The sequence below is a fragment of the Allobosea sp. BK604 genome (assembly GCF_004341515.1).
GTDB lineage: Bacteria > Pseudomonadota > Alphaproteobacteria > Rhizobiales > Beijerinckiaceae > Allobosea.
Genome location: NZ_SLZF01000007.1, coordinates 415,293 through 440,259, shown reverse-complemented (window position 1 = coordinate 440,259; position 24,967 = coordinate 415,293). Strand labels below are relative to the sequence as shown.

The following is a 24,967-nucleotide window of genomic DNA, read 5'->3' as shown; positions in this document are numbered from 1 at the left end:
AGCTTCTCGTCGCCCTCAGCTCAATGGCCCGCCAGAACAGGCCATGGCAAGACAAACCGCCCTCCAAGACTTGACGTCAGACACAGTCGCCAGGGGCGGCAGAGCTCTACGTCCCCCTGGGTTGCTTCGCTTACGCTCGCAATGACGGCTGCGGAGGTCGCCCTCAGCGTTGCGCCGCGTTGACGGTGAGTCCCTGCGACAGCCTGGCGCCGACCTGGATGAATTTCAGTGGGTTCTGCGCGTCGTCGTCGAGCCGCGTCTCGTAGTGCAGGTGCGGGCCGGTCGAGCGCCCGGTCGAGCCGACGCGGCCGATGACCGTGCCGGCGGCGACGATCTGGCCCGGCTTCACGTCGAAGGAGGTCAGGTGGCCGTAGCGGGTCGTCAGGCCATTGCCATGGTCGAGCTCGATCAGGTTGCCATAGCCGCCGGCGACCTCGGCCCGCAGCACCTTGCCGGCGCCGGGCGCGCGCACCGGCGTGCCGGTCTCGGCCCGGAAATCCATGCCGGCATGCATGGTCGGGGCGCCGGTGAAGGGATCGGTGCGCGTGCCGAAATTGCTGGTGGTCGTATCGTCGCCATCGAGCGGGCGCTGCAGCGGCACGATGGTCGCGAGATCGCGCCAGCGGCCATAGGCGCGCCTGGCCTCGTCGAGCTGCTTCAGCCCGTATTCGAAGCTGCCGGGACGCTGGGCGGCCGAAAGCGGCACGAGCGGGCCGCCCATCGCGGATTGGGCCGGCGGCAGCTTGACCTTGGCGACGTCGAGACCGAGTTCCGAAAGCGCGCCGCGGATCGCCTGCACCCGCACGACGAGATGGCGGCCGAGCGCGGACAGCTGACGGCCCTGCTCGGCGTCGACACGGCCGAGCGATTGCTCGAGCACCCCGAGCCGCTCCTGCAGGGGCAGCTTCTCGCCGGCGCGGTTGAGCGCCGCGATCTGGCGGCGCTGCGGCGTGGAGCGGGTCGGATCGAGCCGCTCCAGGAGCGCCTCGCCCGCCGCGAAATCGACGCCGCCCGCCGGGGCCTGCGCACCGCCGCCGGGCAGGACCGGCGCGATGGCCTGCCCGGTCAGGCCGCCGAGCAGGGTCTGGCGCGTTTCGAGCTCGACCTGCCGCGCGATCAGATCCGCAAGGCGGTCGTCGGCGCCCTCCCCGATCGAGCCCTGCGCCTGGCCGCCTTGCTGGGTGGCGACGGCGCTGACCAGCCTGCGCGTCATCACGCGCAGCCGCTCTTCGTAGCTCTTCTGCAGAAAGGCCTGCTCCTCGCGCAGCGTGGCGATCGCCCCCCGCTCCTGATAGAGCCACCAGGTCGCGAGCCCTGCCCATGGCAGAGCGACGAGGCAGAGGATGATGAAGAGGAACCGTGCAACCCGCCGCAGCAGGCGTCCCCTGCGTCGCACGCGCCTGCCGGGCTCGGGCCGGAGCGATCCCGCCGGTGACTCGTCAGGGCGTTTCTTCAGCCGGGCGGGTTGCATGACAGACAGCCCCTAGGCCGGCAGCTTCTGGACCAGCTTGCTGGCGAAGAGCCGGTTGAGCTGCGCAACCGTCAGGTAGGCCGGCTGGCCGGTGCAGACAGCGGCCTCGCACATCAGGTTGGCGCTGTCGCCGGTATGGACCGGCCGGAAGGTCGAGCCGAGCAGGGCGTGACAGACCTCATGCGCCATGGTCGTCCTGTCGATGGCGGAGGCCGCGATCATCACGGCCGGGCGGTCCGGCGCATGGCCGGCGCAGCCCTGCAAGGTGCTGCCGTTCTTCTCGCGCAGGACCGTGGCGAAATAGACGGTGATGTCGTTCACGCCGACATTCTGCTTGCTGCCGGAATTCTGCAGCAGCTTCTGCTCGTCGGAGACCTGGTCCCATTCGCAATCGCCGTCGACGACGTTGAGCGTGAGCTGCTCGCCCGGCTGGAGGCCGATGCTCTCGCCGGACATCATCACCACGTCGATCATGTATTGCGCGAAGACCTCCTTCATCACGTTGAGCTGGGTGAATTCCGGCACCACGGGATTGTCGATCGAGCGCATATGGACATTGATCTTGTGGGTCATCACCGGCGTCGGCAGCGGCTTCAGCGGCGGATCGTTGGTCGGCAGCAATTCGTCCAGCTTCGTCATGGTCTCGCGGCCAATGACGCCGTCCTTGGTGAGGCCGGTCCTGGCCTGGAATTGCCAGACCCGGCTTTCCGTCTCACCGCCAAAGATTCCGTCGGGCGCGCCCTTCTTGGTGGTGATCGCCATGGCGAGGCCGAGATCGATGAAGGCTTTCTGGACGATCGCGACATGTGGTCCGGTCGAGCCGCGCCTGATCGGCGCCGTATTGGTGGCCGCCTGCTGAAGGCGGCTATTAGAGGCGAAACGCGGTGATTTCAGAGCCATGTGCCAGCTCCTTGTCTGGAGTGCGGGTTACGGCGTCGGCCGGTTGACCAGCCTGACGCGCGGGCGGCGGATCTTGTTGTTGGTCCCATCCCTGGTCTTCTCGAGCATGAGGTCGCCCGTCTGCGTGTCGTGCGAGGGTGGGGCGCGGCAGATGCGGTGCCCCAGCTCGTGAGCGATGGTGTGGGAGACGAAGGCGAGTTCCGTCTCCTTGCGCCTGACGGTATCGATGATGGTGCGGCTGCCGAGAGTCTCGCCGGGGATGTTCCCCTGCACGCCCCAGCCGAGATAGACGTGCCAGTTGGCGGAGGCGTGGTTGCCGTAGTCGATCAGCGCCGAGAGGTGCTTGGTATTGTTCAGCGAGATCTCGGGATCGTTGATGTCGAGCCTTTGTCCCAGCCCCTCGTCGAACATGCCGAGGCTCTTGATCGTGACATTGGCGCTGCGGTTCCAGATGGCGTTCACCTTCTTGACGATCTGCTCGACGTTGAATTTCTTGCGCACGCCCGGCAGGTAGTAGAACGCCGCCACGACCTCGACCTCGTTCACGACGTCGACGCCCATGAAGAAGACGACCGCGCCGGAGGTGCGGCTGACGAAGTTCAGCGTGTAGAGCCCCTGCTTGTGCCCCTGCAGCCAGATCTCGCGGTGGGGCATGCCGTAGAGCTCGACCTCCGCGACCACCAGCCCACGCGAATCGCCATTCGCGGCGAAGACCTGGAAGTCGATATCACCAGCGCCGCCGACGATCAGGCCGCGCGCGCCGCCGCGCTCGATCAGCTGCCAGGGCATGTTGCCGCCACCGGCTGCCTCGAAGCCATCAACCAGATCCTTGGGCTTGACCGTTATCGTCGCCATCTCCGCCTCCGACGGCCTAGACAAATCAACCCGATGAACGCCCCCGGAGGGGGCGCCTCAGGCGCAGCGATACTCGAACTGGCCGTCGACGACGGCGACGCTCGCCTCGGTCAACGGTTTCTTCTCGAGCTGGAGATTGAGGATCTGACGCGAGAGCGCCGGCAGCATCGAGTTGGTGATGATGTTGTCGATCATGCGCCCGCCCGAATCCGGGTCGTTGCAGCGCGCCACGATGTGCTCGACCACCGCGTCGTCATAGCTGAAGGCGGCGTTGTGGTTGTCGCGCAGGCGCTTGCCGATGCGGCCGAGCTGAAGGCGGACGATGCCGCCGAGCATCTCGGGCGAGAGCGGGTAATAGGGGATCGTCACCAGGCGGCCGATCAGTGCCGGCGGGAAGACCTTGAGCAGCGCCGGACGCAACGCGACGGCAAGCTCCTCCGAGTCCGGCCGGCTCTCCGGCTTGCCGGCCATGTGCATGATCTCGTCGGTGCCGACATTAGAGGTCAGGATGATCAGCGTGTTCTTGAAGTCGATCCGCCGGCCGGTGCCGTCCTCCATCTGGCCCTTGTCGAAGACCTGGAAGAACAGTTCGTGCACATCGGGATGGGCCTTCTCGACCTCGTCCAGCAGCACGACCGAATAGGGCTTGCGCCTGACCGCCTCGGTCAGCCTGCCGCCCTCGCCATAGCCGACATAGCCGGGAGGCGCGCCCTTCAGCGTCGAGACCGTGTGAGCCTCCTGGAACTCGCTCATGTTGATGGTGATGACGTTCTGCTCGCCGCCATAGAGCGCCTCGGCCAGCGCCAGGGCCGTCTCGGTCTTGCCGACGCCGGAAGGGCCGCAAAGCATGAAGACGCCGATCGGCTTGTTCGGGTTGTCGAGCCTGGCACGGCTGGTCTCGATGCGCTTGGCGATCATCGAGATGCCGTGCCCCTGGCCGACGACGCGCTTGTTCAGCACATCGGCGAGGTTGAGCACGGTCTCGATCTCGTCCTTGACCATGCGGCCGACCGGAATGCCGGTCCAATCCGAGACGACGGAGGCGACCGACTGCTCATCGACATGGGCATAGATCATCCGGTTGGCCGGATCGATTTCGCCGAGCGTCTGGAACTTTTCCCCCAGCGTGGCGCGGGTCGCAGCGGGATCGGCCTCGGGCGCGACGGGCGCGACCGGCGCCTCGTCGGCTGCTTCGGCCTCGCCAACCGCTTCGGGCTCGCCAGCCGCTTCAGCCTGGGCGCCATTGCCCTTGTCGCCGGCCGCCGGCTCTCCGAGCCTGGCGCGCAGCGTCTTGATCTCCTCGACCAGCGCGAGCTCCGAGGCCCAGGCCTGCTCCAGCTCCTCGAGCTTCTCCTTGCGCTCGGCGATCTCGGCATCGATCTCCTTCACGCGCTCGGCCGTGCTGCTGCCGAGATCCTCATCGGCGGTCAGCGCCACCCGTTCCTGCTCCAGCGCGGAGATGCCGACGCGCGCATCCTCGATCGCGGCGGGCGTCGCGCTCTGGCTGATCGCGACGCGGGCGCAGGCGGTGTCGAGCAGGCTGACCGCCTTGTCCGGAAGCTGCCGGGCCGGGATGTAGCGGTGCGAGAGCTGAACCGCCGCGACGATCGCGGCGTCGGAGATGCGGACCTTGTGGTGCTTCTCCATCGGCGCAATCAGCCCGCGCAGCATGGTGCAGCAGCGGGCGATATCGGGCTCGTCGACCTGGACCGGCTGGAAGCGTCGGGTTAGTGCCGGGTCCTTCTCGAAATACTGGCGGTACTCGGACCATGTCGTCGCCGCGATGGTGCGCAAGGTGCCGCGCGCAAGAGCAGGCTTGAGCAGGTTGGCTGCATCGCCGGTGCCGGCCTGGCCACCGGCGCCGATCAGCGTATGCGCCTCGTCGATGAACAGGATGACCGGGGTCGGCGAGGACTGGACCTCGTCGATGACCGAGCGCAGGCGCTGCTCGAACTCGCCCTTCATCGAGGCGCCGGCCTGCATCAGGCCGATATCGAGGGCGCAGACGCGCACGCCGCGGAGCGGCGGCGGCACGTCGCCCGAGGCGACGCGCTGGGCAAAACCCTCGGCGATCGCGGTCTTGCCGACGCCGGCCTCACCGGTGAGAATCGGGTTGTTCTGGCGCCGGCGCATCAGCACGTCGATGACCTGGCGGATCTCGTCGTCGCGGCCAAGGATCGGGTCCATCGTGCCCGAGCGCGCCTTGACGGTGAGGTCCTGCGAGAAGCGGTCGAGCGCCGTCGTGCCCTTCGGCCCCTCGGCCTGTTCTGCACCCGGCGTTCCGGCAGCGCGCAGGCCCGAGCCGTCCATCGGGCGCAGGTTCTCTTCCTCAGAGCCTTCCCAGATCTTGGCATAGCCGATCGCGAGCTCGTCGACGGGGATCTTGCCGAATTCCTTGGAGATCGCGGTCAACGCACGGCGCAACTCGAGCGATTTCAGCGCCGCGACCAGGACATGCCCGGTCCGGATCTGCGTCTCGCCGAAGAAGAGCGTGGCGTAGTGCCAGCCGCGGTCGAGCACATCGACCACATTGTTGGCGACGCCCGGCATCTCCGTCTCGTTCTTGCGGAAGCCGTCGATGACGCCACCGATATCGCTGGCGAGCCGGCCCATATCCAGCCCGTAATGGGCCGCGGTCAGGCCGATATCGGTCGAGCGCCGGAGCAGGATCTGCGCAAGCCAATGGGCGAGCTCGACATTGCGGTTGCCGGCGCCCTTGGCCTGCCTGAGGGCCTGGATGAAGGCTTCATAGCCGACCCGGTTGAGCTTGCCTGTGACGGCTTCGAGGCTGATATCGGCCATGGCTACCCCTTTCGGTTCCCGGTCGGCGACGGTTTTCCGGTCTTTGGCTGCTTGCCGCTCTTGCCTTGATTGGCGCGCTTCTCACGCATGCGCTCGGCCGGATGGAAGCGCGCGTCGCGGCGCAAGGCGCCCTTCGCCTCGCCCCAGTTCGGTGCCATCCAGCTAGTCCAGCCGAGATTGCCGAAGCCGCCGAGCCGGACAGGCTCAACCTCACTCACCGGTAAAGCAAGCTCGACATCCCATTCGAACTGCTCGCCCAGATAATAGAACACGGCATCGGACAGCGGCTCGCACAGGTCGCCATTGGGCAGGAAGCGGCGGAACTGCTCCATGTCGCGGGCGACGATGCGGACGCGGAACTTGTCCTCGACGCTGTAGACGCTGGCGCCGACGAGCGCGTCGCCGCCGAGCGTGCAATGGCCATGGCCGAGCCGGGTGCGGTCCGCCGGATCAAAGACCAGCCGCATGCCGATGAACTGCTCGATATCGACCTGCGCCTCGAACAGGCCGGCAAGGAAGCTGCGCAGGCGCGAAGCGGATTTGGCCTGCGCGCCGATCAGGCCGGCATGGGCGAGCTTTTCAGGGTCGGGCACGGCATCCAGGCCCAGATAGGGCTTCGAGCCGAGGCCGATCATGCTGCCGATATAGGCGGCGAAGCGGTCGATCTCCGGCCGGTCATGCTGGGCGATCGGACGGGAATCGGCCCAGGCCCGGTAGAAGAGCTGCAGGAAACGGTGGTTCAGGATATCGAGGAAGCGCGGGAAGGCATCGTCCCGCTCGAGCTGCCAGTGATAGGTTTCCTCGGTGGTGCTCAGCGGCAGCGCGCCTTGCGGTCCGAGCAGGCCGAGGAACTTGACCAGAAGGCGCAGGCGTCCCTGTGGGTCGTGGTCCGCCTCGGCGATGGTCGAGGCCGGGAATTCCATATAGGCCGGTTCGCCGAGGGCGAGATACTCATCGCGCCGCGCCGCCGCGTCGCCGATGCGGGCACGCTCGGGAAAGCTGCGCTCGATCCGTCGGAGCGTGGCGTAGAAATCGAAGCGCCAGGGCTCGTTCTGCAGCCGCGCGGCAAAGCTCGGCTCTTTCTGCAAGGAGCCCTCCAGCTGCGGCAGCGGCTCCGGCTGCGGCTGCGGCTGCGGCACAGGCTGATCCGGCAGGACAGCCGCGTCCTGGAAGGCGGGTTCGCCGGTCACAGGATACGCCTCGCGCCGGCGCGCGGCGGCCAGCGCATGACCTCGCCGCGCTCGACCGTGCGGATCACGGTCTGGGTGAAATGGTTCATCGCGGCGTATTCGGCAAGGAAGCGGTCGAGCACCGCGCCGAGCAGGAAGACCCCGCTGCCCTCGAAGGCCTTCTCGTCGAGCGTGACCGCGACCTCGAGCCCCCGCGCCGCCCCCGTGCCGGCCCGTTGCGGAAAGCGGCGGATCACCGGCCGGCTGTCGACGCTCCTGATGCCGCGAATGCGGCGCTCGGTGGCGCTGTCGGCGAGATCGGCGAAGAGCGCGAGCATCTCGCGCAGGGCCTCGGCATTCTGCCCGGCGCCGCGCTGGACCAGGCCGAGCTGGTTGAGACTGAGCAGGTTGATGAGCCGCCAGGTGACGACGCCCGTGCTCGCCGTCTCCGCGCGCAGCTTGAGCTGCGAGACGATCGGCTCGCGCGGCGGTGTCGGCCCGGCGAGGCAGCTGACGTCGAGCACGACATTGTCGATCAGCCGGAAATCGGCGCCGCCCGCGCCGGTCGGCAAATGCTCGGGGAGATGGCGGTTTGAGCAGAGCGCCCGCACGCTGAGCTCGGCGACGGAGCTGGCATCGTCGATCCCGGCCGGCTCGACCAGCGATATGAACATGTCGGTGCCGGTATAGTCAGAGGCACGGCCATAGCGCCGCTCGGCAGCCGAGCGGCGGCGTGGCAGGCGGCGCTGGGTGTAGAGCAGGCCCTGCGTCGGCGAGGCCCCTTCCGGCGCGGAATAGAGCGGGTGGACCGGCTGCTTTTCGCGCCCGCCGACGTAATGCGCGTAGACGTCGAGGATGCTGTGCGGCTCGTAGTCGAGATAGCGGCCGCGATCCGGGATGAGATGATATTCGTGCTGGTTGCTGCGCACGGGGATGCGGTCGGCCGTCTTCTCGAACAGGTTCACGGCCGGCGCTGCATAGAGCGAGAACATGTCGCGCTGCACGGCAGCCGTGAGCCGGGCATTGACCTCGTCGAAGACGAAGATGATGTCGACCGACTTCGCCTTGAGCTGCGGCATGATCCCGGCGAGGCCTGCAAGCTTGAAGCCGAGGAATTTGCGCGGGAACCAGAACAGCTCGCGCAGCAGCTCGAAGCCACGGAAGACGCGGGTGTCGGCCGGGAGCAAGGCCTCGTCCTCGTCGAAGCCGATCTGTTCCAGCCGGCACTCGGCCGCGGAGGTGATGACCGGATCGCCGAAAGCATCGAGATGGCGGAAATAGACCCCGACGCAATCGGAGAAGAGCTGCTCGTAAAGCGCGATCGCATCGGCCTCCGCGCCGAGCAGGTGCAGCTTCAGCTCCCTGGTGCGGCAGCCGGCGAACCAGCTCGTCGGCTGTTTGGCAGCCTGCGCGGCCGTGGGCTCCTCCTCGGCATTGGCGACGGTGCGATGCGTCAGCGACAGGCGCAGGCCCGACAGGACACGCGCGCCAGTGTGAAGACCGAGTGCCTGGAGCGGACCGGGCGCGGGAATGTATTCGGCAGCGACGAGATCGAAGGGCCAGAGCATCAGGTCCGAGCCGAGCCGGTAGCGGCAGGCGACGCGCCGGTCACGCTCGAGATAGGTCGCGTCGAGATAGGAGCCGCGGGGAATACGCGTACCCTCACGCAGGGCTGGATCGCCGAAGGTCGGCCTGACGCCGGCGAGGAGCGCGGAGGGCGTCGGCGCGAGATAGTTCGGAATGAGCTGCTCGAGCAGGTTATTGGTGAATTCCGGGAATTCGTGCTTCAGCTTGAGCTGGACGCGCGCGGCGAGGAAGGCTGCGCCCTCGAGCAACCCGCCGACCATCGGGTCCATGCGGTCGCCGACCAGCCCGCCGAGCCGCTCGGCGATCCCCGGATATTCCTCCGCGAATTCCTTGGTATGCTCCATGAAGAGCCGCAGCTCTTGATTGTAGAAGTCCAGGAATTCCTGATTCATCTGCGTCAGCCGCCTTGGAGCTCACAACAGAACCTGGGATGGCCGCAGATGGGCTTTGGAAGGACGCCCGCGGCGTCGAAGCGCCTGCCGATGCCAGCGGCATCGCCTGTACGCTTCTCCCGGCATCCGTCTCTTCCAAAGCCCATCTGCGGCCATCCCAGGTTCTGTCAGGAGTTCTTGATCGCGATCTTGCCGGTATCGAGCTCGACATCGGCGACAAACTGAACGGGCACGTTGAGCGGCTCGCAGTTGAGATCGGCCCGCACGATGAAGCGGATCTTCAGCTCCGCCCTGTCGAGGGTCTCGTCGCGCTCGACCGCAATGGATTGCTTGATCAGCCGCGGCTCGTAACGGATCAGCACGGCCGCAAGATCGTCCTTGATCACGTTGACGCGGTGTTCGTCGATCGAGAGCTTGGAGAGATCCGGGAAGCCGTGATTGAGCACGGAGCGCGCGACGTGCTCGTGGCGAGACAGATCGATCGCAGAGGCGAGATTGATCGTGTTCACCAGCGCGTCGAGGTCGATCGCGATCTCCCGGCGCAGTTTCGGCTCGGTGATCGCGGCACGTGGTGCGGCGCGGCGGCTGGCGATGATGCGCTCGCCGCCCTCATCGCGCAGGTCGAGCGCCGTCCTGGCATCCTTGTTCCGATGCGCCTCGCGAAAGGCGAACATGAGCGGCGGGCGCAGCCTGTTCTTGTTTCCCCGCTCGATCATCTTGCCTCTCCACAAAAGGCGAACTCGGACGAAGCCGGTCGTCAAATGCGGTCCGCACGACAGACAGGCAAAGCATCGGCCGAACCCGGCCCACCTGCGGCGGCGGGGCCCGCGAGGGCCCCGCCACTGCGATGTCGCTGCCGGTTGCCGGATCCCGGCGCCACGCTCCAGTCGCGGCGACGGCCCGGCCGCTCCGGCCTCACTTCTCTGCGTTCGTCTTCATGTTCCAGTTGCCTTCGATCGCGCCGCCGAGCGAGCCGTCTTCCTTCTGTGGCTTGTACTCGAACTTGATCTTGGCGTAGTTCAGCGAGAACTGGTCGACCGGGAGGGCGCCCGAGCCCTCGCTGCCGCCGGACTGGTAGCTCGAGACGATCAGGTCCTCGAGCGTGATCGTATAGAACTCCTCCTGCTTGCCGCCGTGCTTGCGGACGAAGAGAACGGCCTTCTTGAGGTGCTTGCCGTTCGCTGCATGCAGCATGAGCTTGGGGGAGGACTTGTTCACCGACGAGGTGAAGTGCAGGTCCTGGAAGCTGACCTTGCCGGCGCCGCCGCCGCCGCCCGCGGCCGCCGAACCAGGATTGCTCGCCCCCCAGGAGAACGACTGGATCTCGATGGTATTCTTGTGCTTGGAATCGTTGCTTTCGCCTTCGATACCGTCAATCTCAAGCAGATAGTCGCTCGCCATGATGCCCTCCGAAGTTGGGATTCAAAAGATTTCGAATTTTCAACTGATGAACTGACTTGACCTGGACTTTGCCGCCTATGTGCAGCGGCGTCGTCATCAATATGCAGGAGGGCCAGCCGTCCTCCTGCCCCTGGTCGAGCCCAAAACGGGCTATTGCTTTGGCGCGGGCAGGCGCGAAACGAGGCTCATGCCGATATCCATGCCCTCGAGCTGGAAATGCGGCCGGAGATAAAATTTAGCCGAATAATATCCTGGGTTTTCCTCGTCCTCGAAGACATCGATGCGCGCGTCGGCGAGCGGGCGCCGTGCCTTGGTCTCCTCGCTGGAGCCGAGCGGATCGCCGTCGATATAGTCGGTGATCCATTCCTGCAGCCAGCGCCGCAGCGGCTCCTTCTCGCGATAGGAGCCGATCTTGTCGCGCACCATGCATTTCAGGTAATGCGCGAAGCGCGAGACGGCGAACATGTAGGGCAGGCGCGAGGACAGATTGTCCGAGGCCGTCGCCGCCACGCCGTCCGGCCCAGAGAAGGCCTTCGGCTTGTAGAGCGACTGGGCGCCGATGAAGGCGGCCCGATCGGTGTTCTTGCGGTGGACCAGCGGGATCAGGCCCGATTTCGCCAGCTCGGCCTCGCGGCGGTCGCTGATCGCGATCTCGGTCGGGCATTTCAGGTCGATGCCGCCATCATCGGTCGGGAAGGTATGGGTGGGCAGGTTCAGCACCTCGCCGCCCGATTCCACGCCGCGGATGCGGGTGCACCAGCCATATTCCTTGAAGGCGCGGTTGATGTTCACGGCCATGGCATAGGCTGCGTTCATCCAGGCGTATTTCTCGCCCTTGTGCCCGTCGGTATCCTCCTCGAAGGCGAATTCCTCGACCGGCTCCGATTTCGCGCCATAGGGCACGCGCGAAAGCACGCGCGGCAGGCACAGGCCGACATAGCGGGAATCGGCCGCGTCGCGCAGCGACTTCCAGGCCGCGTAATCGGGCGTGTCGAAGACCTTGCCGAGATCGCGCGGATTGGAGAGCTCGGTCCAGGCGTCCATGCCCATCAGCGCCGGGTCGGCCCCGGTGAAGAAGGGCGCATGGGCGGAGGCCGCCACTTTCGACAGGTCGCGCAGCAGCTGCACGTCGGTCGGCACATGGCTGAAATGATAGTCGCCGACCAGGCAGCCGAAGGGCTGGCCGCCGAGCTGGCCGAATTCCTGCTCGTAGACCTGTTTGAAGAGCGGGCTCTGGTCCCAGCGCGCGCCGGGGAAGGTCTTGAGATTGCGATAGAGCTCGTTCTTCGAGACGTTCATCACCTTGATCTTCAACTGCGAGTCGGTCTCGGAGTTGAAGACGAGATAGTTCAGCCCGCGCCAGGCGCTCTCGATCTGCTGATATTCCGGCGCGTGCAGCACCTCGTTCATCTGCTCGGTCAGCTTGGCGTCGAGCCGCGCGATCATCTCCTCGATCGTGTCGAGCACGTCGTTCTTGATCAGCGTGGAATCGGCCAGGGCCTGGTTGACCAGGGTCGAGAGCGCGTTCTCGACCTCGGTCGCAGCCCTCTCGGTCTTGGGCTTGAAGCTCTGCTTGAGGACCGACGCGAACTCGTCGGGGTCACGGGTTTCGACAGCCCCGCCGCCGGGCTGCTGGATCTGGGTTTCCGCCATTGCCGCCTCGCTTGCTTAGCTGTTGCCGTCTTGAGCCTTGGGCTCGGACGTGGTCGCCTCGGACGTCTTGTCGCCGAGCTTGTCCTTGAGCGCAGCCATCAGCCGCGGATCGGCCAGCAGCGCCTTGACCTGATCGGTCGCGGCCATCTTGCCGTCCATGAAGCGCAGGAGATTGGCGAGCTGCTCGCGAGCCTCCAGGAGCTTTGCCATGGCGGGAACCTGGCGGGCGATGGTGGCCGGATTGAAGTCGTCGAACTTCTTGAACTTGAGCTGGACCGACATCTTCTCGTTGTCGCTGTCGCCGAGCTTGTTGGCGACGTTGAACGACACGGTCGGCTCGATCGCGGCCATGCGCTGATCGAAATTATCCATGTCGATGTCGAGGAATTTGCGCTGGGAAATCTCGGCCTTCTCGACCGCCGAGGCATTGCCCGAAAGATCGGCCATAACCCCCATGACGAAGGGAAGCTCGATCTTTTGATCCGCGTTATAGGGATCCTCGTACGTGATATGGACCCGCGGCGGCCTGTTGCGACGAATGAAACGTTGTCCTGAGTCACCGGCCATTGGAGAGCTCCCCCTTCCAACCGGCATCACGCAAAGTCGCGCGATGCCATCATGCGCTTCTTACGTCGAGTGCACCATACACCTTTGTCGACGGCTTGACAGTTCCTATAGAATTCGCCGGGCGTTCAACTCTCGCTGTCGGGCCGGAAACCGACCTCGGGCAAGATGTCGCCAAGCAGAGACTGGAAGTCCTGCTGCGCGAGAGCGCAGGCTTTTTCCATCAGAAGTGGCGTCGGATGCGACGGCTCGACCTTGCGATAGAAGGCCGCGACGGCCTTCATCCGGCTAATGGCTTCGGCACGCGTCGCGACCGGGGTCATTGCGGCTGCAGGAGCCGGGGCGCTTTCGTCTCCCGCCGGAATCTCGCCGTCATCGGCTTCCTCGGCTGCAGATCCGTAATCCTCGACCGGCTCCTCATAGGCACCATTGCCCTGGGCGAGTCGCTCGAGCGGCAGGTGGAACTTCACGTTGCCGCCGAGCTCGATGACCGCCTTGTCGACATGATCAGGGAACATGATCTGGATGACCTCGAGCAAGGATTTGCCGATCAATTGCTGCGCCTGGCCGATCAGCAGAACGGCCGGGCTCGATGGTTCGATCCTCCGGAAATATTCGAGGCAGGAGGCCAGCGCATCCTTCACTTGAAGGATGCTGGAACAGTCCGAGCCAGTGTCTGATGCAACCGTCGGCGCAGGCACGCTGCCAGGCTCGCTCGTTGCGGATGAAGCCAGGCCCGCGCCCTGACCCGGCGCGCGGCGGCTGACGGCCGCATCGAGAAAGGCGATGACTTGATCGACCAGCACCGACAGGCGCGGGAAGCTCACAGCCTGATCATAGCCCGCCTTCTCGATCCAGAGCGTCTGGATCTGAGCGAGCGCCTGCTTGATCGTTCCGGCCTGTCCCAGCACCGCAATCAGGGCGTCCAGATCCGCATCGGTCAGCGCGGCCTGGATGGCGCCTGCGTCGGGATGCTCCTCCCCTTCGACCTGCCGGACATCGCCATTGGCGACGAGCTGGCTGCGCATGGCGAGCGGACCGGTGCGCCGGCTGGTGAAGAGCGGCACGTGCTGGAGCGGCAGGACGACGGTCGGCATGTCGTCGAGGCTCTGCAGCGCCACGGCGCGCATGATCGGATCACCATCCTCGAGCCTCGGGTGAACTTCGTCCCAATGCTCGGACAGGATGCTGGCGACGCTGCCGAGGCAGCCGGAAAAGCCGGCAAGGTCCCGGTTGAGCAGCGCGAGCTTGCCGGCGAGGACGAAGACCCGCAAATCCCTGGTGCGGGCCAGCAGCTTGCCGAGATCGGCGAAAGCAGCAGCGAAATCGATCGTGGTCCGGTCGAAGGGAAGTTGCCGGCCTTCGTCGTCGCGCCGGAAATAGGCGCTCGGCAGCGCCACTTCGAGGCGCGCCATGACGTTCATGAAGTCCGGATCGTATTCGAGATCGGGGCCGCAGGGTTCGTCCGGCGAGAGCGCCTGCGCCACCTCAGCGAGATTCAAAGCCGCCATGCCGCCCCTACCGGTCACTGCCCCGGCGGCTTGCCGCCCGCAGGTGATGTCATGATCGCCGTCGGCAGCCCGTCACTCGACGCGCAGCCGCGTCTCCACCCGGCGGTTCTCGCCGGAGAACGGATCCGGCACCAGCGGCTTGCTCTGGCCGTAGCCGCGCGCAAGCAGCTTGGACGTGTCGACCCCCTGCTCGTTGAGGTAACGGACGACCGATTTGGCGCGGCGCTCGGAGAGCTCCTGATTGTAGTTCGGCGTGCCGGCAGCGTCGGTATGCCCCTCGACGAGGAAGCTGCTCTTAGCCAGCTGCGGGTTTTTCAAGGCCTTGGCGAACTCATCGAGATTGAGCCTGGCCTCGGGCTCGAGCACATCCGAATTGTACTTGAACTTGACGACCAGGTCGAAGGCGCTGGGCGGCTTCACGACATGGCCGGCGCGGTTGCACTCGGCCTCGGTGCCGACGCAGAGCCCCCGCGTCACGCCCATGGTCGGCGCCGGCGCGGCCGTGCCGAAATGTTTGACGATATCTTCGGCCTTGTACGAGGCCTGCGCCCAGACGGGCCCTGCAGCCCACGGAGACAGCCCCATGACGACGGCGAAAGTGGTGACGATGCGAGGTTGCTTGCGCATGGTCTCCCTCCCGTTTAGCTTTGCTTCAGTTGTTGAGCACAGGCTTTTGACTATGCCTCCGCTTGTCCGCCGCGTCAAGAAGAAACCTTCGCCGCAAGCCATGAGGTTCCGTTGATGCCCGCCGAGCTCCGACAACTCCAAAGACTTGCCTCGCTCACGACATCAGCCGGCAAAGACAAATTTTCGCTTGTCAAGTTCGAGGCTGAAGAGGGCTTGAGCGAACTATTTACCTATAAAATAGAAGCCACGAGCAAAACGGAGAACGCCGATCTCGAAAGCATGATCGGCGAAAAATGCTTCGTCAGCATGACATTGAAGAATGGCCAGGAGAGAATCTTCAATGGCATCCTCGCCGACGCGCAATGGCTGGGCCAGGACTACGATCTGCACGTTTACCGGCTTGTGCTGCGGCCCTGGCTCTGGTTGCTGTCGCAACGGACCGATTGTCGGATTTTCAGGAACAAGGCACCGCTCGACATCATCCGCGAGATCTTCAAGAAGGAAGGCAAGGCGAGCTTCGAGGACCGAGTCAGCGAAAAGCCCGCGGAAGTTGAATATTGCGTCCAATACAGGGAAACCGACCTGGAATTCGTTTTGCGGCTAATGGAGCAATACGGGATTTACTATTATTTCAAGCATACCGACTCCAACCACACGATGATCCTGGCCGATTCCAAATCCGGGCATGATCCGGTCAAGGCCGCGGCCGAACCGAGTTTCGCCGGCGCCGGAACGGCCTACCCGTTCATGCCGAAGACCAGCACGATGCCCCGCGTGATCGAGCACATGACGCATTGGTCGACGCAGCGGCGGCTGCGCACGGGCAAGGTCGAGCTGCGCGATTACGACTTCAAGGAATCGACCTCCGACCTGACCAGCCGGGCCGAAGAGGGCTTCCAGAAGACCAAGAGCTACGAGAGCTTCGACTATCCCGGCGCCTATACCAAGCGCAGCGATGGCGAGCGCTTCGCCAAGGTCCGCGCGCAGGCGGTGCAGGCCCATGACGACCGACGCTATGCGGCCGGCGAAGCACCCAGCCTGCACCCGGGCGGGCTGATGACCCTCGCGGATTACCCGACCGGCAGCGAGAATGCCGAATACCTGGTGGTGCGCGCCACGCACGCCTATGGCGTCCAGAGCTACCGCTCGGCGACGCGCGCCGACGAGGGCATCTATCACGGCTCGTTCGAGCTGCAGAAAAGCGAGCGCCGCTTCCGCGCGCCGATCATCACGCCGAGGCCGGTGATCTATGGGCCGCACACGGCCAAGGTCGTCGGTGAGAAGAACCAGGGCGAGGAAGGCGATATCGACGTCGACAAATATGGCTGCATCCTGCTGCGCTTCCACTGGGATCGCGAGGATGAATCGACCTCGCGCCGGGTCCGCGTCGCGCAGCGCTGGTCGGGCAAGAACTGGGGCGGCCAGATCATCCCGCGCATCGGCCAGGAGGTCGTGGTCGAGTTCCTCGAGGGCAATCCGGACGAGCCGCTGGTGACCGGGACGGTTGTCAACGACCAGCACATGCCGCCATACACGCTGCCGGAGAACAAGACGCAGTCTGGCCTGAAGTCGGAATCGACCGACGGTGCGGGCTTCACCGGCGCCTATAACGAGATCATGTTCGAGGACAAGGCGAACAATGAGGTGCTCGGCATCCATGCCGAGAAGGACCACAAGAACGTCATCCGCAACATCGAGACCCGCGAGATCGGCGACGCTTTCGTCGGCAATGTCTTCTCGCGCGAGACCACGCTGCTCAAGGGCAGCGACAAGCTCGACATCCAGCAGGGCAAGCTCGATGTCGAGGCCAGCGACGAGATCATCCTGAAGGTCGGCGACAGCACGATCAGGATGCTGCCGGCCAGCATCGAGATCAGCTCTCCGACGATCACGATCAAGAGCACCGCCAAGACCCAGGTGCTGAGCGACGCGATCGTCATCGTCAACGGCCAAGTCGTGAAGATCAATTGAGGCGGATATGTCGCGGCTGCGCTTCACGACGGCACGAGAGGTCTTCGAGGCCTTCCCATCCGCGCTCAAGCTCGTCACGGCAGTGCCGACGAGCGAGCCGCCCCTCGCCTTCCTGGCCAAGCTCGTGCAGGGGGCGGAGCCGAAGGATGCGGTGAGCTTCTGCGCCTTCCTGCTGCCACGGCGGGAGACCGTCTGGTGGGTGGTGCAGAGCTTGCGCGCGCTGCAGGCGGCAAGCCCGCAGGATACGGCGCTCGCCGCCGCCGAGGCCTGGGTGCGCGCCCCCGACGACACGACGCGACGGGCAGCGCTCGCCGCCGGCGATGCCGGCGATGCCGAGCAGCCCTCGACCTGGGTGGCCTGGGCGGCGGGCTATTCCGGCGGCAGCATGGTCGCGACCCACGCGGTGCCCTGCCCGCCCGACCTCACTGCGAAGATGGCGCGCATCGCCATCCTCAGTGCGCTCGGCAAGGTGCCGCGGGAGCAGCGCGACGCCGCATTGCGCAGCTGCGTCGAAGCGTGCATTCGTTTGGCCAATGACGATGGCGGCAAGACGAGAGCGTAGCGGCGGGTTTCGATCATGGCGCTGACGCTGACCATCGAGAACGAGGCCGCGCTGCCGGATGGCGGGCCGCTCAGCGTGACGCTGAGCGGAACGCGCGGCATCGATATCGGCCGCGACCAGCATCTCGACTGGTGCCTGCCCGACCCGACCCGCGCGATCTCCGGCCGGCATTGCGAGATCCGCTTCCGCGACAATGCCTATTGGCTGCGCGACGTCTCGACCAACGGAACGTTTGTCAATGGCGGCAGCCATCGCGTGCAGTCGCCCTATCGGCTGCAGAATGGCGACCGGCTCGAGATCGGCCATTACATCATCGCGGTCGCGATCGACGGCGCTCCGGCCGAGGCGGGCAGCGCCGAGACTCCGACACCGTCCTATACGCCTGCCTATGCACCTGCGCCGCAACCGGAATCGCTTTGGGATTCCGGCGGCGACGAGGCGCCGCCGATCCCTCGCCGCGACCTGCTGCCGCCGAACAAGCTCCGGCCGGTCCATCCCGGCTTCATCGACTGGGCGGCGGATATCCCGGCGCCGGGCGCATCCGTGCCGGAACCCAGCCCGCCCCCCTCCTTCCAGCCGCAGCAGCCGGATGATTTCGCCTGGGCGCCCTACCAGCCGCCGCCTGTGGCGGAGCCCGAACCGATCGCGCCGATCCCGACACCGCGACGCCCGCCTGCCTCCGCACCGGCGGCGGCCGATCCCTGGAACGATCCGCCAGCTGCTTCCCCGCACCCGGCGCCGGAGCCGGAGCCCTTCGAGCCGCCTCCTCCGGCACCCGCGCGCCCGCAGCCTCAGCTGCAACCGCAGCCGCAGGCCGGCCAGGTCTCGCCGGCCGAATTCGTGCAGCGTTTCGCCAAGGGACTCGGCCTGCCGCCCGAGGCTCTCGCCTGGCAGGATTCCGGCGCGTTCGCCGAGCAGCTCGGTTCGCTGATGCGGCTCGTCGCGGTCGAGCTGAAGCAGTTGCTGGCCGCCCGGGCCGAGAGCAAGCGCATCGCCCGCAGCACCAACCAGACGATGATCCAGGCGCAGGACAACAACCCGCTGAAATTCTCGCCGACGATCGAGGACGCGCTGCAGCTGATCTTCGGCCGGCCGACCAGCGGCTATCTCAACGCGCAGAAGGCCTTCGACGAGAGCTTCCGGGACCTGAAGGTCCATCAGATCAAGACCTATTCGGCGATGCAGCATGCGCTGCGCATGCTGGTCGAGGATCTCGACCCGCAGGCGGTGGCTGAGAGCGTCGCGGCCGATCGTGGACTCGAGGCGCTGATCGGCTCGCGCAAGGGCAAGATGTGGGATGCCTATGTGGCGCGCTGGGACGCCAAGACCGCTCCCTACGAGGACGGCCTCGTCGATGCCTTCATGCTCTATTTCGCCGAGTGCTACGATCGCGGCGGCCGTGGCGAGAGCTAGAGCATTTCCGCGTTTCCCCGAATCGCGAAAATTCTCTAACCTATTGTTTTAACGCATTTTCTTCACGCGAACCGGTAGCCACTTCGCTCGAAGATGCTCTAGGTCGCAGACCCGGCGAGTGGCAACGTGACGGAAAGCACCAAGATCGAAACGTCGGGCCTCACGCTCCGCGCTTGGAGGGAGGACGACATCGAAGCGCTCACGCGAGGCTTGAACGATCTCAGGCTCGCGAAGTGGCTCGCCTTCGTCCCCCACCCCTATTCGACGTCGGACGCCCAAAACTGGATCAGGCGATGCCAGGAGATTTCGAGCACGACCATTCGGCCGACCGCCTATGAATTTGCGATTGAACTCAGAGCTGAGCGGCGCGTGATCGGAGGGGTCAGTCTCAATAAGATCGACATGGAGGCCGGGACGGGTGGCGGGGGGATTTGGATCGCCAGCGATTATCAGGGACGCGGCTACGGGCGCGAAGCGTTCGAGGCCAAGATCCGCTTCGCTTTTTGCGAACTGGGGCTGAAGAAGCTGGTCAACGGCTATTTCGACGGCAATGAGGATTCCTGGGCGATGCAGCGCAAATTGGGATATCGGCGCGTGGCCGAAGTCACAAGCCGCTGCATGGCCGACGGACGGCAAACGATCGAGCATGTCACGACGCTGCTGCGCAGCGATTGGGACAATCGCGAAGGCTGAATCTCAGCCCGCGCCGCTCATGATATCCGCGATCTTGCGCGGTCGCAGTTCCGGCGGCGTGTCGTCGAGGCTCGCCCGGTAATAGTCGAGGACGCTAAGCTGCTCGTGGACATTCCAGAGCGCTTCGTCGGCAAAGGCCTCCGCCCGCTCCTCCAGATTGAGGATGTTGCCGAAATCGGGAGTGCCGGGCTCGCCATAGATGATCGGCGGGGGCACCGGCTTGCTGCGCTTTTGCATTGCGGCAGCGTCGAAGGCCGCGCGCGCTCCCGGCACCCAGACGCGGGCATAGGCGGCCTCGATATCGCGCTCGGGGCTGCCGGTGCCGACGAGGACCTGCCGGCAGGTCGCCGCGAAGGCCTCGGTCAGGCCGTTCGACTCGGCGGCGGAATCGGCCTTGTTGAAGTTGGCATGGAGCGGCTCGACATAGCCGAACAGGTTCTCCAGCCGGCGCGATGGCGGGCCGAGCAGGAAGGTCCAGGGCAGGGCCGCATCGATCTTGATCTGGCCCGGCAGGAGATGAGCGGCCTGGAGCCCATCCGGCGCGCTGAAGAACTGCCGCTCGGCCGCCGTGCAGGTGACATTGCGCTGCGCCGAGAGCGGGCGCGCGAGTTGCGTGGGATCGCGCATCAGCGCGAGATGGCAGAGCACCTTCACGACATGGCCGTTGCGGGCCCGGCTATGGCCGAGGGCTGAGGCCGGGTCGGAGCTGGAGCGTTCCACCCGCAAATGCCGGAAGCGCTCGATCGCCGCCTCCGCCCGATCAGGCACGTACCGTGTTCCCATCGCCCCCTCCCCAGCGGGTTGCGTCAGCCGCCGATGAGCACCGTCGGCAGGCCCATGACGATCTTGTTGGGCGGGCCGACAGCCTCGATGATCGTGTCGCCCATACGGCAGGCCGGCAGGCCGTTGATCAGCACGGTCTGCGAGCCGTCGATCACGACGCCCGGCCCATGCGGCGGCAGAGGCAGCGGCGTTGCGCAGATATGGATATCGGCGCCGCCGGCCGCCCCCGAGATCATCGAGCCCATCGCCGCCGCGGCAGCCGCCTTCGCAGTCTCCTCGGCCGCCTTGGCCGCGGGAGCGCCCGGCGTGCCGGCAGCGGCGAGCGTCGCGGCTTCCGCGGTCTTGATCGTGGCGTCCGAGGTCGCCTTGGCGCTCTGGATCGCGGCAGCGGCGGCAGCCGGCACGCCGCGCCAGGCCAGCAGGTTGCCGATCAGCGTGTTGGGGCTGCCCGGCCCCGGTTGAAGGATACCCGGCAAGGGGTGCAGCACCGGGTCGGTGATGCGCGCCGCCGCCCGGCCAGCGCCGCCGCCGCCACCCGCACTCGGAGGCGGCGTGGACAGGGCCTTGGCGCGGGCCTCGGCCGATGGCGCGATCGCGGCCAACGCAGCATTGGCGTTCTTCGGCAGCGATGCGATCGGGGTGCCGTTGATCGTCGTCGCCGGAAGCTTGCCCGCCGCCTCGGCCTCCAGCAGCGCCGGCAGTTCGACCGCCCAGAACACCTTCTTCGCGACGCGCCCGAGCAGCACGATCACCTGGCCCGACGCCGCGTCGGCAAAGGCACGCGAAGCCTCGCCCCAGAAGGAATTCTGCAGCGCAGCCGCGTCGCCCTCCACGCCGAACATGGCCGCATTGGCCACAGTCGCCGCCGCCTTGTCGGGATCAGTGTCCGGCAGCCGCGCGCCCTGCATCAGCTTTTCCACGGCGCGCTTGGGATTGGCGACGGTGATGCCCGCGGCACGTGCCACCGCGACCAGGAAGCGCTCGTCGGACAGGAAGGCGGCGCGGTCCGTGTCGTCGATCAGCGAATAGCCCGTCGCCTCCTGGCAGCGCCGGCGGACCTCGTCCGACACGGCCGAGTAGAGAATGATGTCGGCATTGGCCGGGTCGGCCGCGACCTGGCCGGCAAGCGCCTTGAGCTGGTCCATCGTCGCGCCGGGCGGTATCCGCGACAGGGCGTCGGAGGGCGAGAGACCAGCCATCTCAGAAGATCTCGGCCAGGGGATCGTCGGCCTTGAAGTCGACGCCGGTGATCCTCTCGCCGAACAGGGCTTCGGGATGGATCATCACATAGGCGCGCAGCCGCTCCTGGACGCGCGCCAGCATGGCCGGCGAGAAGCGCACCGCGGGCAGGCTCGAGCCACCGAGCTTGGCGCCGATATGCGAGATGACGACGCGGTTGTCCTCGGCGGTCGGATTGAGCGAGGCGAAGCGCCAGCCGGCATGGAAGGGCGGATAGTCGGGCGAGTAGACCCGCAGCGCGTGCGGGCCGCCGGGATAGAGCATCCGGGCGAGATCGACGACCTGCCAGCCATCGTCGTCAACGGCGAAGCGGCCGCTGCGATCATAGTCCGGTTGCTGGGCCTGCGTCATAGCCATGTTCCTGCTGCTGGCGCTCCGCTACGGCCTGTCAGGCGTCCCGCACCATCATGGCCGAAGCAGTTTCGCCTCGGCATCATTCATGTTGAGGATGCCAGCTTGGCGACGACCATGCCAGCCTGCCGTGAAGCGTGAATCAGGCGGTGTCCCAAGCGTGGCGGGGGCATTCGCTTGGTGTCGCGCGAATCCGTTTTCGTATATGCTTTGAAAGCAGTTTGAAGATCGAGAGAACCGGATGTCGTGGTACAGCAAGGTCATCTGGTCGGAAGGTCTATTCCTGCGGCCGCATCATCTGCAGCAGGCGGATCGCTATCTCGAAAATCTGCTTGAAAGCCGGGTCCGCCACGTCACGCCCTATCCCTGGGGCTTCTCGGTCCTCGAGCTCGATCGCGACCTGGCCCAGCAAAGCCGCATCGGCCTGCGCCGCGCCGCCGGAATCATGCCGGATGGCACGCCATTCTCGCTGCCGGACAACAGCCCGTTGCCGGCAGCGATCGAAGTGCCGGAGAATGCGGCCGGGCAGATCGCCTGGCTGTCGCTGCCGCTCGCCGCTTCGAACACGCGTGAGGTCGAGGACAGCCTGAACGGCAGCGCTAGCCGCTATTTGCCGGCGAGCGAGATGCTGATCGATTCCACCGCCTCGCTGCGGATCGAGGAGGAGATCGACGTCGCCCATCCCCGGCTTGCGCTGGAGCTGCGCAAGACCGCGAAGGCAGGCTATGTCGGCCTCGCGCTCGGGCGCATCCTCGAGGTGCGCGACCGAGCCGTGCTGTTCGACGAGAAATTCGCGCCGCCTGTGCTGGTCTGCGCAGCGCATCCGGTGGTCGAGGGCTGGCTCGACCGGGTGATCGGCTGGATCGACAACAAGCTCGAGGAACTGGCGCGCTACGCCGCCGACCCGACCGCCGGCGGCGGCCTGCAAAGCGCCGACTATTTCATCCTGCAGATGCTCAACCGGCACATCCCGGTGCTCAGGCACATGCGGCGCTCGCGCTTCGTCCATCCCGAGCGGCTATTCGAGATCTTCCTCGCCATTGCCGGCGAGCTCGCGACCTTCACCACGGCCGAGCGCCGGGCCCGCGACTACCCGGCCTATGACCATGACGACCTCGAAGGCTGCTTCATGCCGGTCGTGCGCGACATCCAGGACTTCCTGTCGGCGCAGCTCGGCCGCCGCGCGATCCGGCTCGAGATCATCGAGCGGGCGCCGAACGCCTTCATGTCGACGATCCGCGACCGGTCGCTGGTGCGCAACGCGACGCTGGTGCTGGAGGTGGCGGCTCGCCGGCCGTTGACCGAGATCCAGGCGCAGTTCCCGCAGCTCTTCAAGGTCGGCCCCAACACCAAGATGAACGAGATCGTGCATGCCCATCTGCCGGGCATCAACCTCGTGCACCTGCCGACGCCGCCGCCGCAGATCCGGGCGCTGACCGACCACGTCTATTTCTATCTCGACCGCACCTCGCCGCTCTGGCCGGAATTCAGTACGGCGAGCTCGATCGGCATGCATTTCTCGGGTGACTGGCCCGATCTCGAGATGGAACTCTGGGCCGTGCTGGAGGGCAGGCGATGAGCGACCAGGGTTCGCCCTCCGATCCGTTCGGCCGCTCCGACCGAACCATCATCCGGCCGAACCCCGGGCGCCGCATCGCGCCCTCGCGCCCAGTCCAGCCGAGCGCGCCTCCCCCCAGCCCGTCCGCATCCGTGCCTTCGCCGGGCGTGCCCGGCGGTGGCGACGAGTGGATGTCGACGCCGCAACCGGCGCCGCCACGCCCGCAGGCCCCACCGCCTCCGAGCGGCCCGCCGGTCGGGCTGCCGAAGCGCGAGCAGATGATCACGCCGAACGCCAACCCGCTGCTCAAGGCGGCGGGGCCGCTGCTGCTGCTGCTCGGGCGCCTCAGGGCCTCGCTCAGCAGCGCCTCGGCGACGCAGCTGATCGGCCAGGTCGGGGACTCCATCGAAGCCTTCGAGCATGAGGTCAGGGCCACCGGCGCCTCGGCCGAGCAGGCGCGTGTCGCCAAATACGTGCTGTGCGCGGCAGCCGACGACATCGTCCAGAATATTCCCGGCGAGGACCGGCATGTCTGGACACAGTACAGCATGCTCTCGCGCTTTTTCGGCGAGCGCGTCGGCGGCGTGCGCTTCTTCGAGGAGCTCGACAAGGCCAAGGCCGATCCTTCTGTGAATTACAACCTGCTCGAGCTGATGCATGCCTGCCTGGCGCTGGGCTTCGAGGGCATCCACCGGACATCCTCGGGCGGCGCGGCAAACCTGCAGATGATCCAGCGCAACCTGTTCGAGACGTTGCGCCGGGTGAAGCAGCCCGAGCCGGAGCTCTCGCCGCGCTGGCAGGGCCAGGCCATCGCCTCGCAGGTGCAGAAGTTCAAGGTGCCGGTCTGGTCCGTGGCGGCGATCGCCTCCCTCGCGGTGCTCGGGCTCTACCTCGTCTTCCGCATGCTGCTCGGCGGCAATGCCGAGGTCTCGGCGGCGCAGCTGCTCTCGGTGCATCCGAAGGGCGAGCTCGGCATCGTGCGCAAGGTCTTCTCCGCACCGCCGCCCCCGCCTCCCCCGGCCCCGACCCAGGCCAAGGTCTGCGCCACCGTGCAGCCGCCGATCGTCTGCCAGGTCACGCCGAACGTCATCCTGGTCAGGCTCGTCGACATCACCCTGTTCGAGCCCGGACAGGCGCAGGTTCGCGCCGAGTTCCGGCCGTTGATCGAGCGCATCGCCGCCGTGCTCAACGAGGAAGGCGGCGCGATCAAGGTCGTCGGCCATACCGACAACCAGCCGATCCGGACCGCACGCTTCCCGTCCAACCTGCAGCTCTCGCAGGAGCGGGCGAAGGCGGTCGGAGACCTGCTCAAGAGCAAGCTCGCCAAGCAGGATCGCATCAGCTTCGAGGGCAAGGGGCCGGATGTGCCGATTGCCCCCAACACGACTGCCGACGGGCGCGCCAAGAACCGGCGCGTCGAGATTCTGATCCAGCGCAACACCTGAGGAGATGCGCTGATGCTGGA

At 66.2% G+C, this 24,967-nt stretch carries 21 protein-coding genes; 6 read left to right on the top strand and 15 right to left on the bottom strand.

The window, feature by feature from the left end:
* Positions 1–163: 163 nt before the first annotated feature.
* The 12 genes from EV560_RS23225 to EV560_RS23170 all read right to left on the bottom strand — a co-directional run bounded on the left by EV560_RS23225 (position 164) and on the right by EV560_RS23170 (position 14,932).
* Positions 164–1,396, bottom strand: a complete 1,233-nt coding sequence (locus tag EV560_RS23225; protein ID WP_131858184.1) for a M23 family metallopeptidase — start codon at positions 1,394–1,396, stop codon at positions 164–166.
* A gap of 87 nt (positions 1,397–1,483) precedes the next feature.
* Positions 1,484–2,371 (bottom strand): peptidoglycan-binding domain-containing protein, encoded by an 888-nt coding sequence (locus EV560_RS23220; RefSeq protein WP_131858183.1) that lies wholly within the window; start codon positions 2,369–2,371, stop codon positions 1,484–1,486.
* A gap of 27 nt (positions 2,372–2,398) precedes the next feature.
* The gene (locus EV560_RS23215) at positions 2,399–3,226 is read right to left on the bottom strand and encodes a hypothetical protein (RefSeq protein WP_131858182.1); all 828 of its coding nucleotides are present in this window, start codon (positions 3,224–3,226) and stop codon (positions 2,399–2,401) included.
* Positions 3,227–3,283: 57 nt separating this feature from the next.
* Entirely contained in the window at positions 3,284–6,028 is a 2,745-nt protein-coding gene (tssH, locus tag EV560_RS23210; protein WP_131858181.1) for a type VI secretion system ATPase TssH, read from the bottom strand.
* Positions 6,029–6,030: 2 nt separating this feature from the next.
* A complete protein-coding gene (gene tssG / locus EV560_RS23205) occupies positions 6,031–7,218 on the bottom strand; it encodes a type VI secretion system baseplate subunit TssG (RefSeq protein WP_348982259.1) in 1,188 nt (395 codons plus the stop codon).
* A complete protein-coding gene (gene tssF, locus EV560_RS23200; protein ID WP_131858180.1) occupies positions 7,215–9,176 on the bottom strand; it encodes a type VI secretion system baseplate subunit TssF in 1,962 nt (653 codons plus the stop codon). Before tssF ends, tssG begins: the two co-directional genes overlap by 4 nt.
* A 167-nt stretch (positions 9,177–9,343) precedes the next feature.
* Positions 9,344–9,892: a type VI secretion system baseplate subunit TssE gene (locus EV560_RS23195; protein WP_248312164.1), complete on the bottom strand. Its 549-nt coding sequence runs from the start codon at positions 9,890–9,892 to the stop codon at positions 9,344–9,346.
* 199 nt (positions 9,893–10,091) lie between these two features.
* A complete protein-coding gene (locus EV560_RS23190; protein WP_131858179.1) occupies positions 10,092–10,577 on the bottom strand; it encodes an Hcp family type VI secretion system effector in 486 nt (161 codons plus the stop codon).
* A 150-nt stretch (positions 10,578–10,727) separates the two neighbouring features.
* Entirely contained in the window at positions 10,728–12,230 is a 1,503-nt protein-coding gene (gene tssC / locus EV560_RS23185) for a type VI secretion system contractile sheath large subunit (protein WP_131858178.1), read from the bottom strand.
* 15 nt (positions 12,231–12,245) lie between these two features.
* Positions 12,246–12,797 (bottom strand): type VI secretion system contractile sheath small subunit, encoded by a 552-nt coding sequence (gene tssB / locus EV560_RS23180; RefSeq protein ID WP_131858177.1) that lies wholly within the window; start codon positions 12,795–12,797, stop codon positions 12,246–12,248.
* A gap of 125 nt (positions 12,798–12,922) precedes the next feature.
* On the bottom strand, positions 12,923–14,305 hold the full coding sequence (locus EV560_RS23175; protein ID WP_131858176.1) for a type VI secretion system protein TssA: 1,383 nt from the start codon (positions 14,303–14,305) through the stop codon (positions 12,923–12,925).
* Between the two features lie 72 nt (positions 14,306–14,377).
* The gene (locus EV560_RS23170) at positions 14,378–14,932 is read right to left on the bottom strand and encodes an OmpA family protein (protein WP_248312163.1); all 555 of its coding nucleotides are present in this window, start codon (positions 14,930–14,932) and stop codon (positions 14,378–14,380) included.
* A gap of 114 nt (positions 14,933–15,046) precedes the next feature.
* Here EV560_RS23170 and EV560_RS23165 point away from each other — a divergent pair, with 114 nt between their 5' ends.
* The 4 genes from EV560_RS23165 (at position 15,047) to EV560_RS23150 (ending at position 19,571) form a co-directional block, all read left to right on the top strand.
* Positions 15,047–16,903 (top strand): type VI secretion system Vgr family protein, encoded by a 1,857-nt coding sequence (locus tag EV560_RS23165; protein WP_131858175.1) that lies wholly within the window; start codon positions 15,047–15,049, stop codon positions 16,901–16,903.
* Between the two features lie 7 nt (positions 16,904–16,910).
* Positions 16,911–17,465, top strand: a complete 555-nt coding sequence (locus tag EV560_RS23160) for a DUF6931 family protein (RefSeq protein ID WP_131858174.1) — start codon at positions 16,911–16,913, stop codon at positions 17,463–17,465.
* Positions 17,466–17,480: 15 nt separating this feature from the next.
* Positions 17,481–18,878, top strand: coding sequence for a type VI secretion system-associated FHA domain protein TagH (gene tagH, locus EV560_RS23155; RefSeq protein WP_131858173.1), 1,398 nt, complete (start codon positions 17,481–17,483; stop codon positions 18,876–18,878).
* 126 nt (positions 18,879–19,004) lie between these two features.
* Positions 19,005–19,571 carry a GNAT family N-acetyltransferase gene (locus tag EV560_RS23150; protein ID WP_131858172.1) on the top strand — a complete coding sequence of 189 codons (567 nt, stop codon included), beginning with the start codon at positions 19,005–19,007 and terminating at the stop codon, positions 19,569–19,571.
* Positions 19,572–19,574: 3 nt separating this feature from the next.
* On the opposite strand, the gene EV560_RS23145 is transcribed toward EV560_RS23150, so the two are convergent.
* The 3 genes from EV560_RS23145 to EV560_RS23135 are packed head-to-tail and all read right to left on the bottom strand — an operon-like array spanning position 19,575 to position 21,950.
* The gene (locus EV560_RS23145; protein ID WP_131858171.1) at positions 19,575–20,339 is read right to left on the bottom strand and encodes a hypothetical protein; all 765 of its coding nucleotides are present in this window, start codon (positions 20,337–20,339) and stop codon (positions 19,575–19,577) included.
* A 38-nt stretch (positions 20,340–20,377) separates the two neighbouring features.
* A complete protein-coding gene (locus EV560_RS36480; RefSeq protein ID WP_248312162.1) occupies positions 20,378–21,553 on the bottom strand; it encodes a PAAR domain-containing protein in 1,176 nt (391 codons plus the stop codon).
* A 1-nt stretch (position 21,554) separates the two neighbouring features.
* Positions 21,555–21,950, bottom strand: coding sequence for a hypothetical protein (locus EV560_RS23135; RefSeq protein ID WP_131858170.1), 396 nt, complete (start codon positions 21,948–21,950; stop codon positions 21,555–21,557).
* Positions 21,951–22,185: 235 nt separating this feature from the next.
* On the opposite strand from EV560_RS23135, the gene tssK reads away from it, so the two are divergent.
* The gene (gene tssK, locus EV560_RS23130) at positions 22,186–23,523 is read left to right on the top strand and encodes a type VI secretion system baseplate subunit TssK (RefSeq protein WP_131858169.1); all 1,338 of its coding nucleotides are present in this window, start codon (positions 22,186–22,188) and stop codon (positions 23,521–23,523) included.
* Positions 23,520–24,947 carry a type VI secretion system protein TssL, long form gene (gene tssL, locus EV560_RS23125; protein WP_131858168.1) on the top strand — a complete coding sequence of 476 codons (1,428 nt, stop codon included), beginning with the start codon at positions 23,520–23,522 and terminating at the stop codon, positions 24,945–24,947. Before tssK ends, tssL begins: the two co-directional genes overlap by 4 nt.
* The last annotated feature ends 20 nt before the right edge of the window (positions 24,948–24,967 follow it).

Coding starts and splice junctions, on each gene's coding strand:
- EV560_RS23220 (WP_131858183.1), bottom strand. CDS start 2,371: ATGGCTCTGAAATCACCGCGTTTCGCCTCTAATAGCCGCCTTCAGCAG.
- EV560_RS23215 (WP_131858182.1), bottom strand. CDS start 3,226: ATGGCGACGATAACGGTCAAGCCCAAGGATCTGGTTGATGGCTTCGAG.
- tssH (WP_131858181.1), bottom strand. CDS start 6,028: ATGGCCGATATCAGCCTCGAAGCCGTCACAGGCAAGCTCAACCGGGTC.
- tssF (WP_131858180.1), bottom strand. CDS start 9,176: ATGAATCAGGAATTCCTGGACTTCTACAATCAAGAGCTGCGGCTCTTC.
- EV560_RS23195 (WP_248312164.1), bottom strand. CDS start 9,892: ATGATCGAGCGGGGAAACAAGAACAGGCTGCGCCCGCCGCTCATGTTC.
- EV560_RS23190 (WP_131858179.1), bottom strand. CDS start 10,577: ATGGCGAGCGACTATCTGCTTGAGATTGACGGTATCGAAGGCGAAAGC.
- tssC (WP_131858178.1), bottom strand. CDS start 12,230: ATGGCGGAAACCCAGATCCAGCAGCCCGGCGGCGGGGCTGTCGAAACC.
- tssB (WP_131858177.1), bottom strand. CDS start 12,797: ATGGCCGGTGACTCAGGACAACGTTTCATTCGTCGCAACAGGCCGCCG.
- EV560_RS23175 (WP_131858176.1), bottom strand. CDS start 14,305: ATGGCGGCTTTGAATCTCGCTGAGGTGGCGCAGGCGCTCTCGCCGGAC.
- EV560_RS23170 (WP_248312163.1), bottom strand. CDS start 14,932: ATGCGCAAGCAACCTCGCATCGTCACCACTTTCGCCGTCGTCATGGGG.
- EV560_RS23165 (WP_131858175.1), top strand. CDS start 15,047: ATGCCCGCCGAGCTCCGACAACTCCAAAGACTTGCCTCGCTCACGACA.
- EV560_RS23160 (WP_131858174.1), top strand. CDS start 16,911: ATGTCGCGGCTGCGCTTCACGACGGCACGAGAGGTCTTCGAGGCCTTC.
- tagH (WP_131858173.1), top strand. CDS start 17,481: ATGGCGCTGACGCTGACCATCGAGAACGAGGCCGCGCTGCCGGATGGC.
- EV560_RS36480 (WP_248312162.1), bottom strand. CDS start 21,553: ATGGCTGGTCTCTCGCCCTCCGACGCCCTGTCGCGGATACCGCCCGGC.
- EV560_RS23135 (WP_131858170.1), bottom strand. CDS start 21,950: ATGGCTATGACGCAGGCCCAGCAACCGGACTATGATCGCAGCGGCCGC.
- tssK (WP_131858169.1), top strand. CDS start 22,186: ATGTCGTGGTACAGCAAGGTCATCTGGTCGGAAGGTCTATTCCTGCGG.
- tssL (WP_131858168.1), top strand. CDS start 23,520: ATGAGCGACCAGGGTTCGCCCTCCGATCCGTTCGGCCGCTCCGACCGA.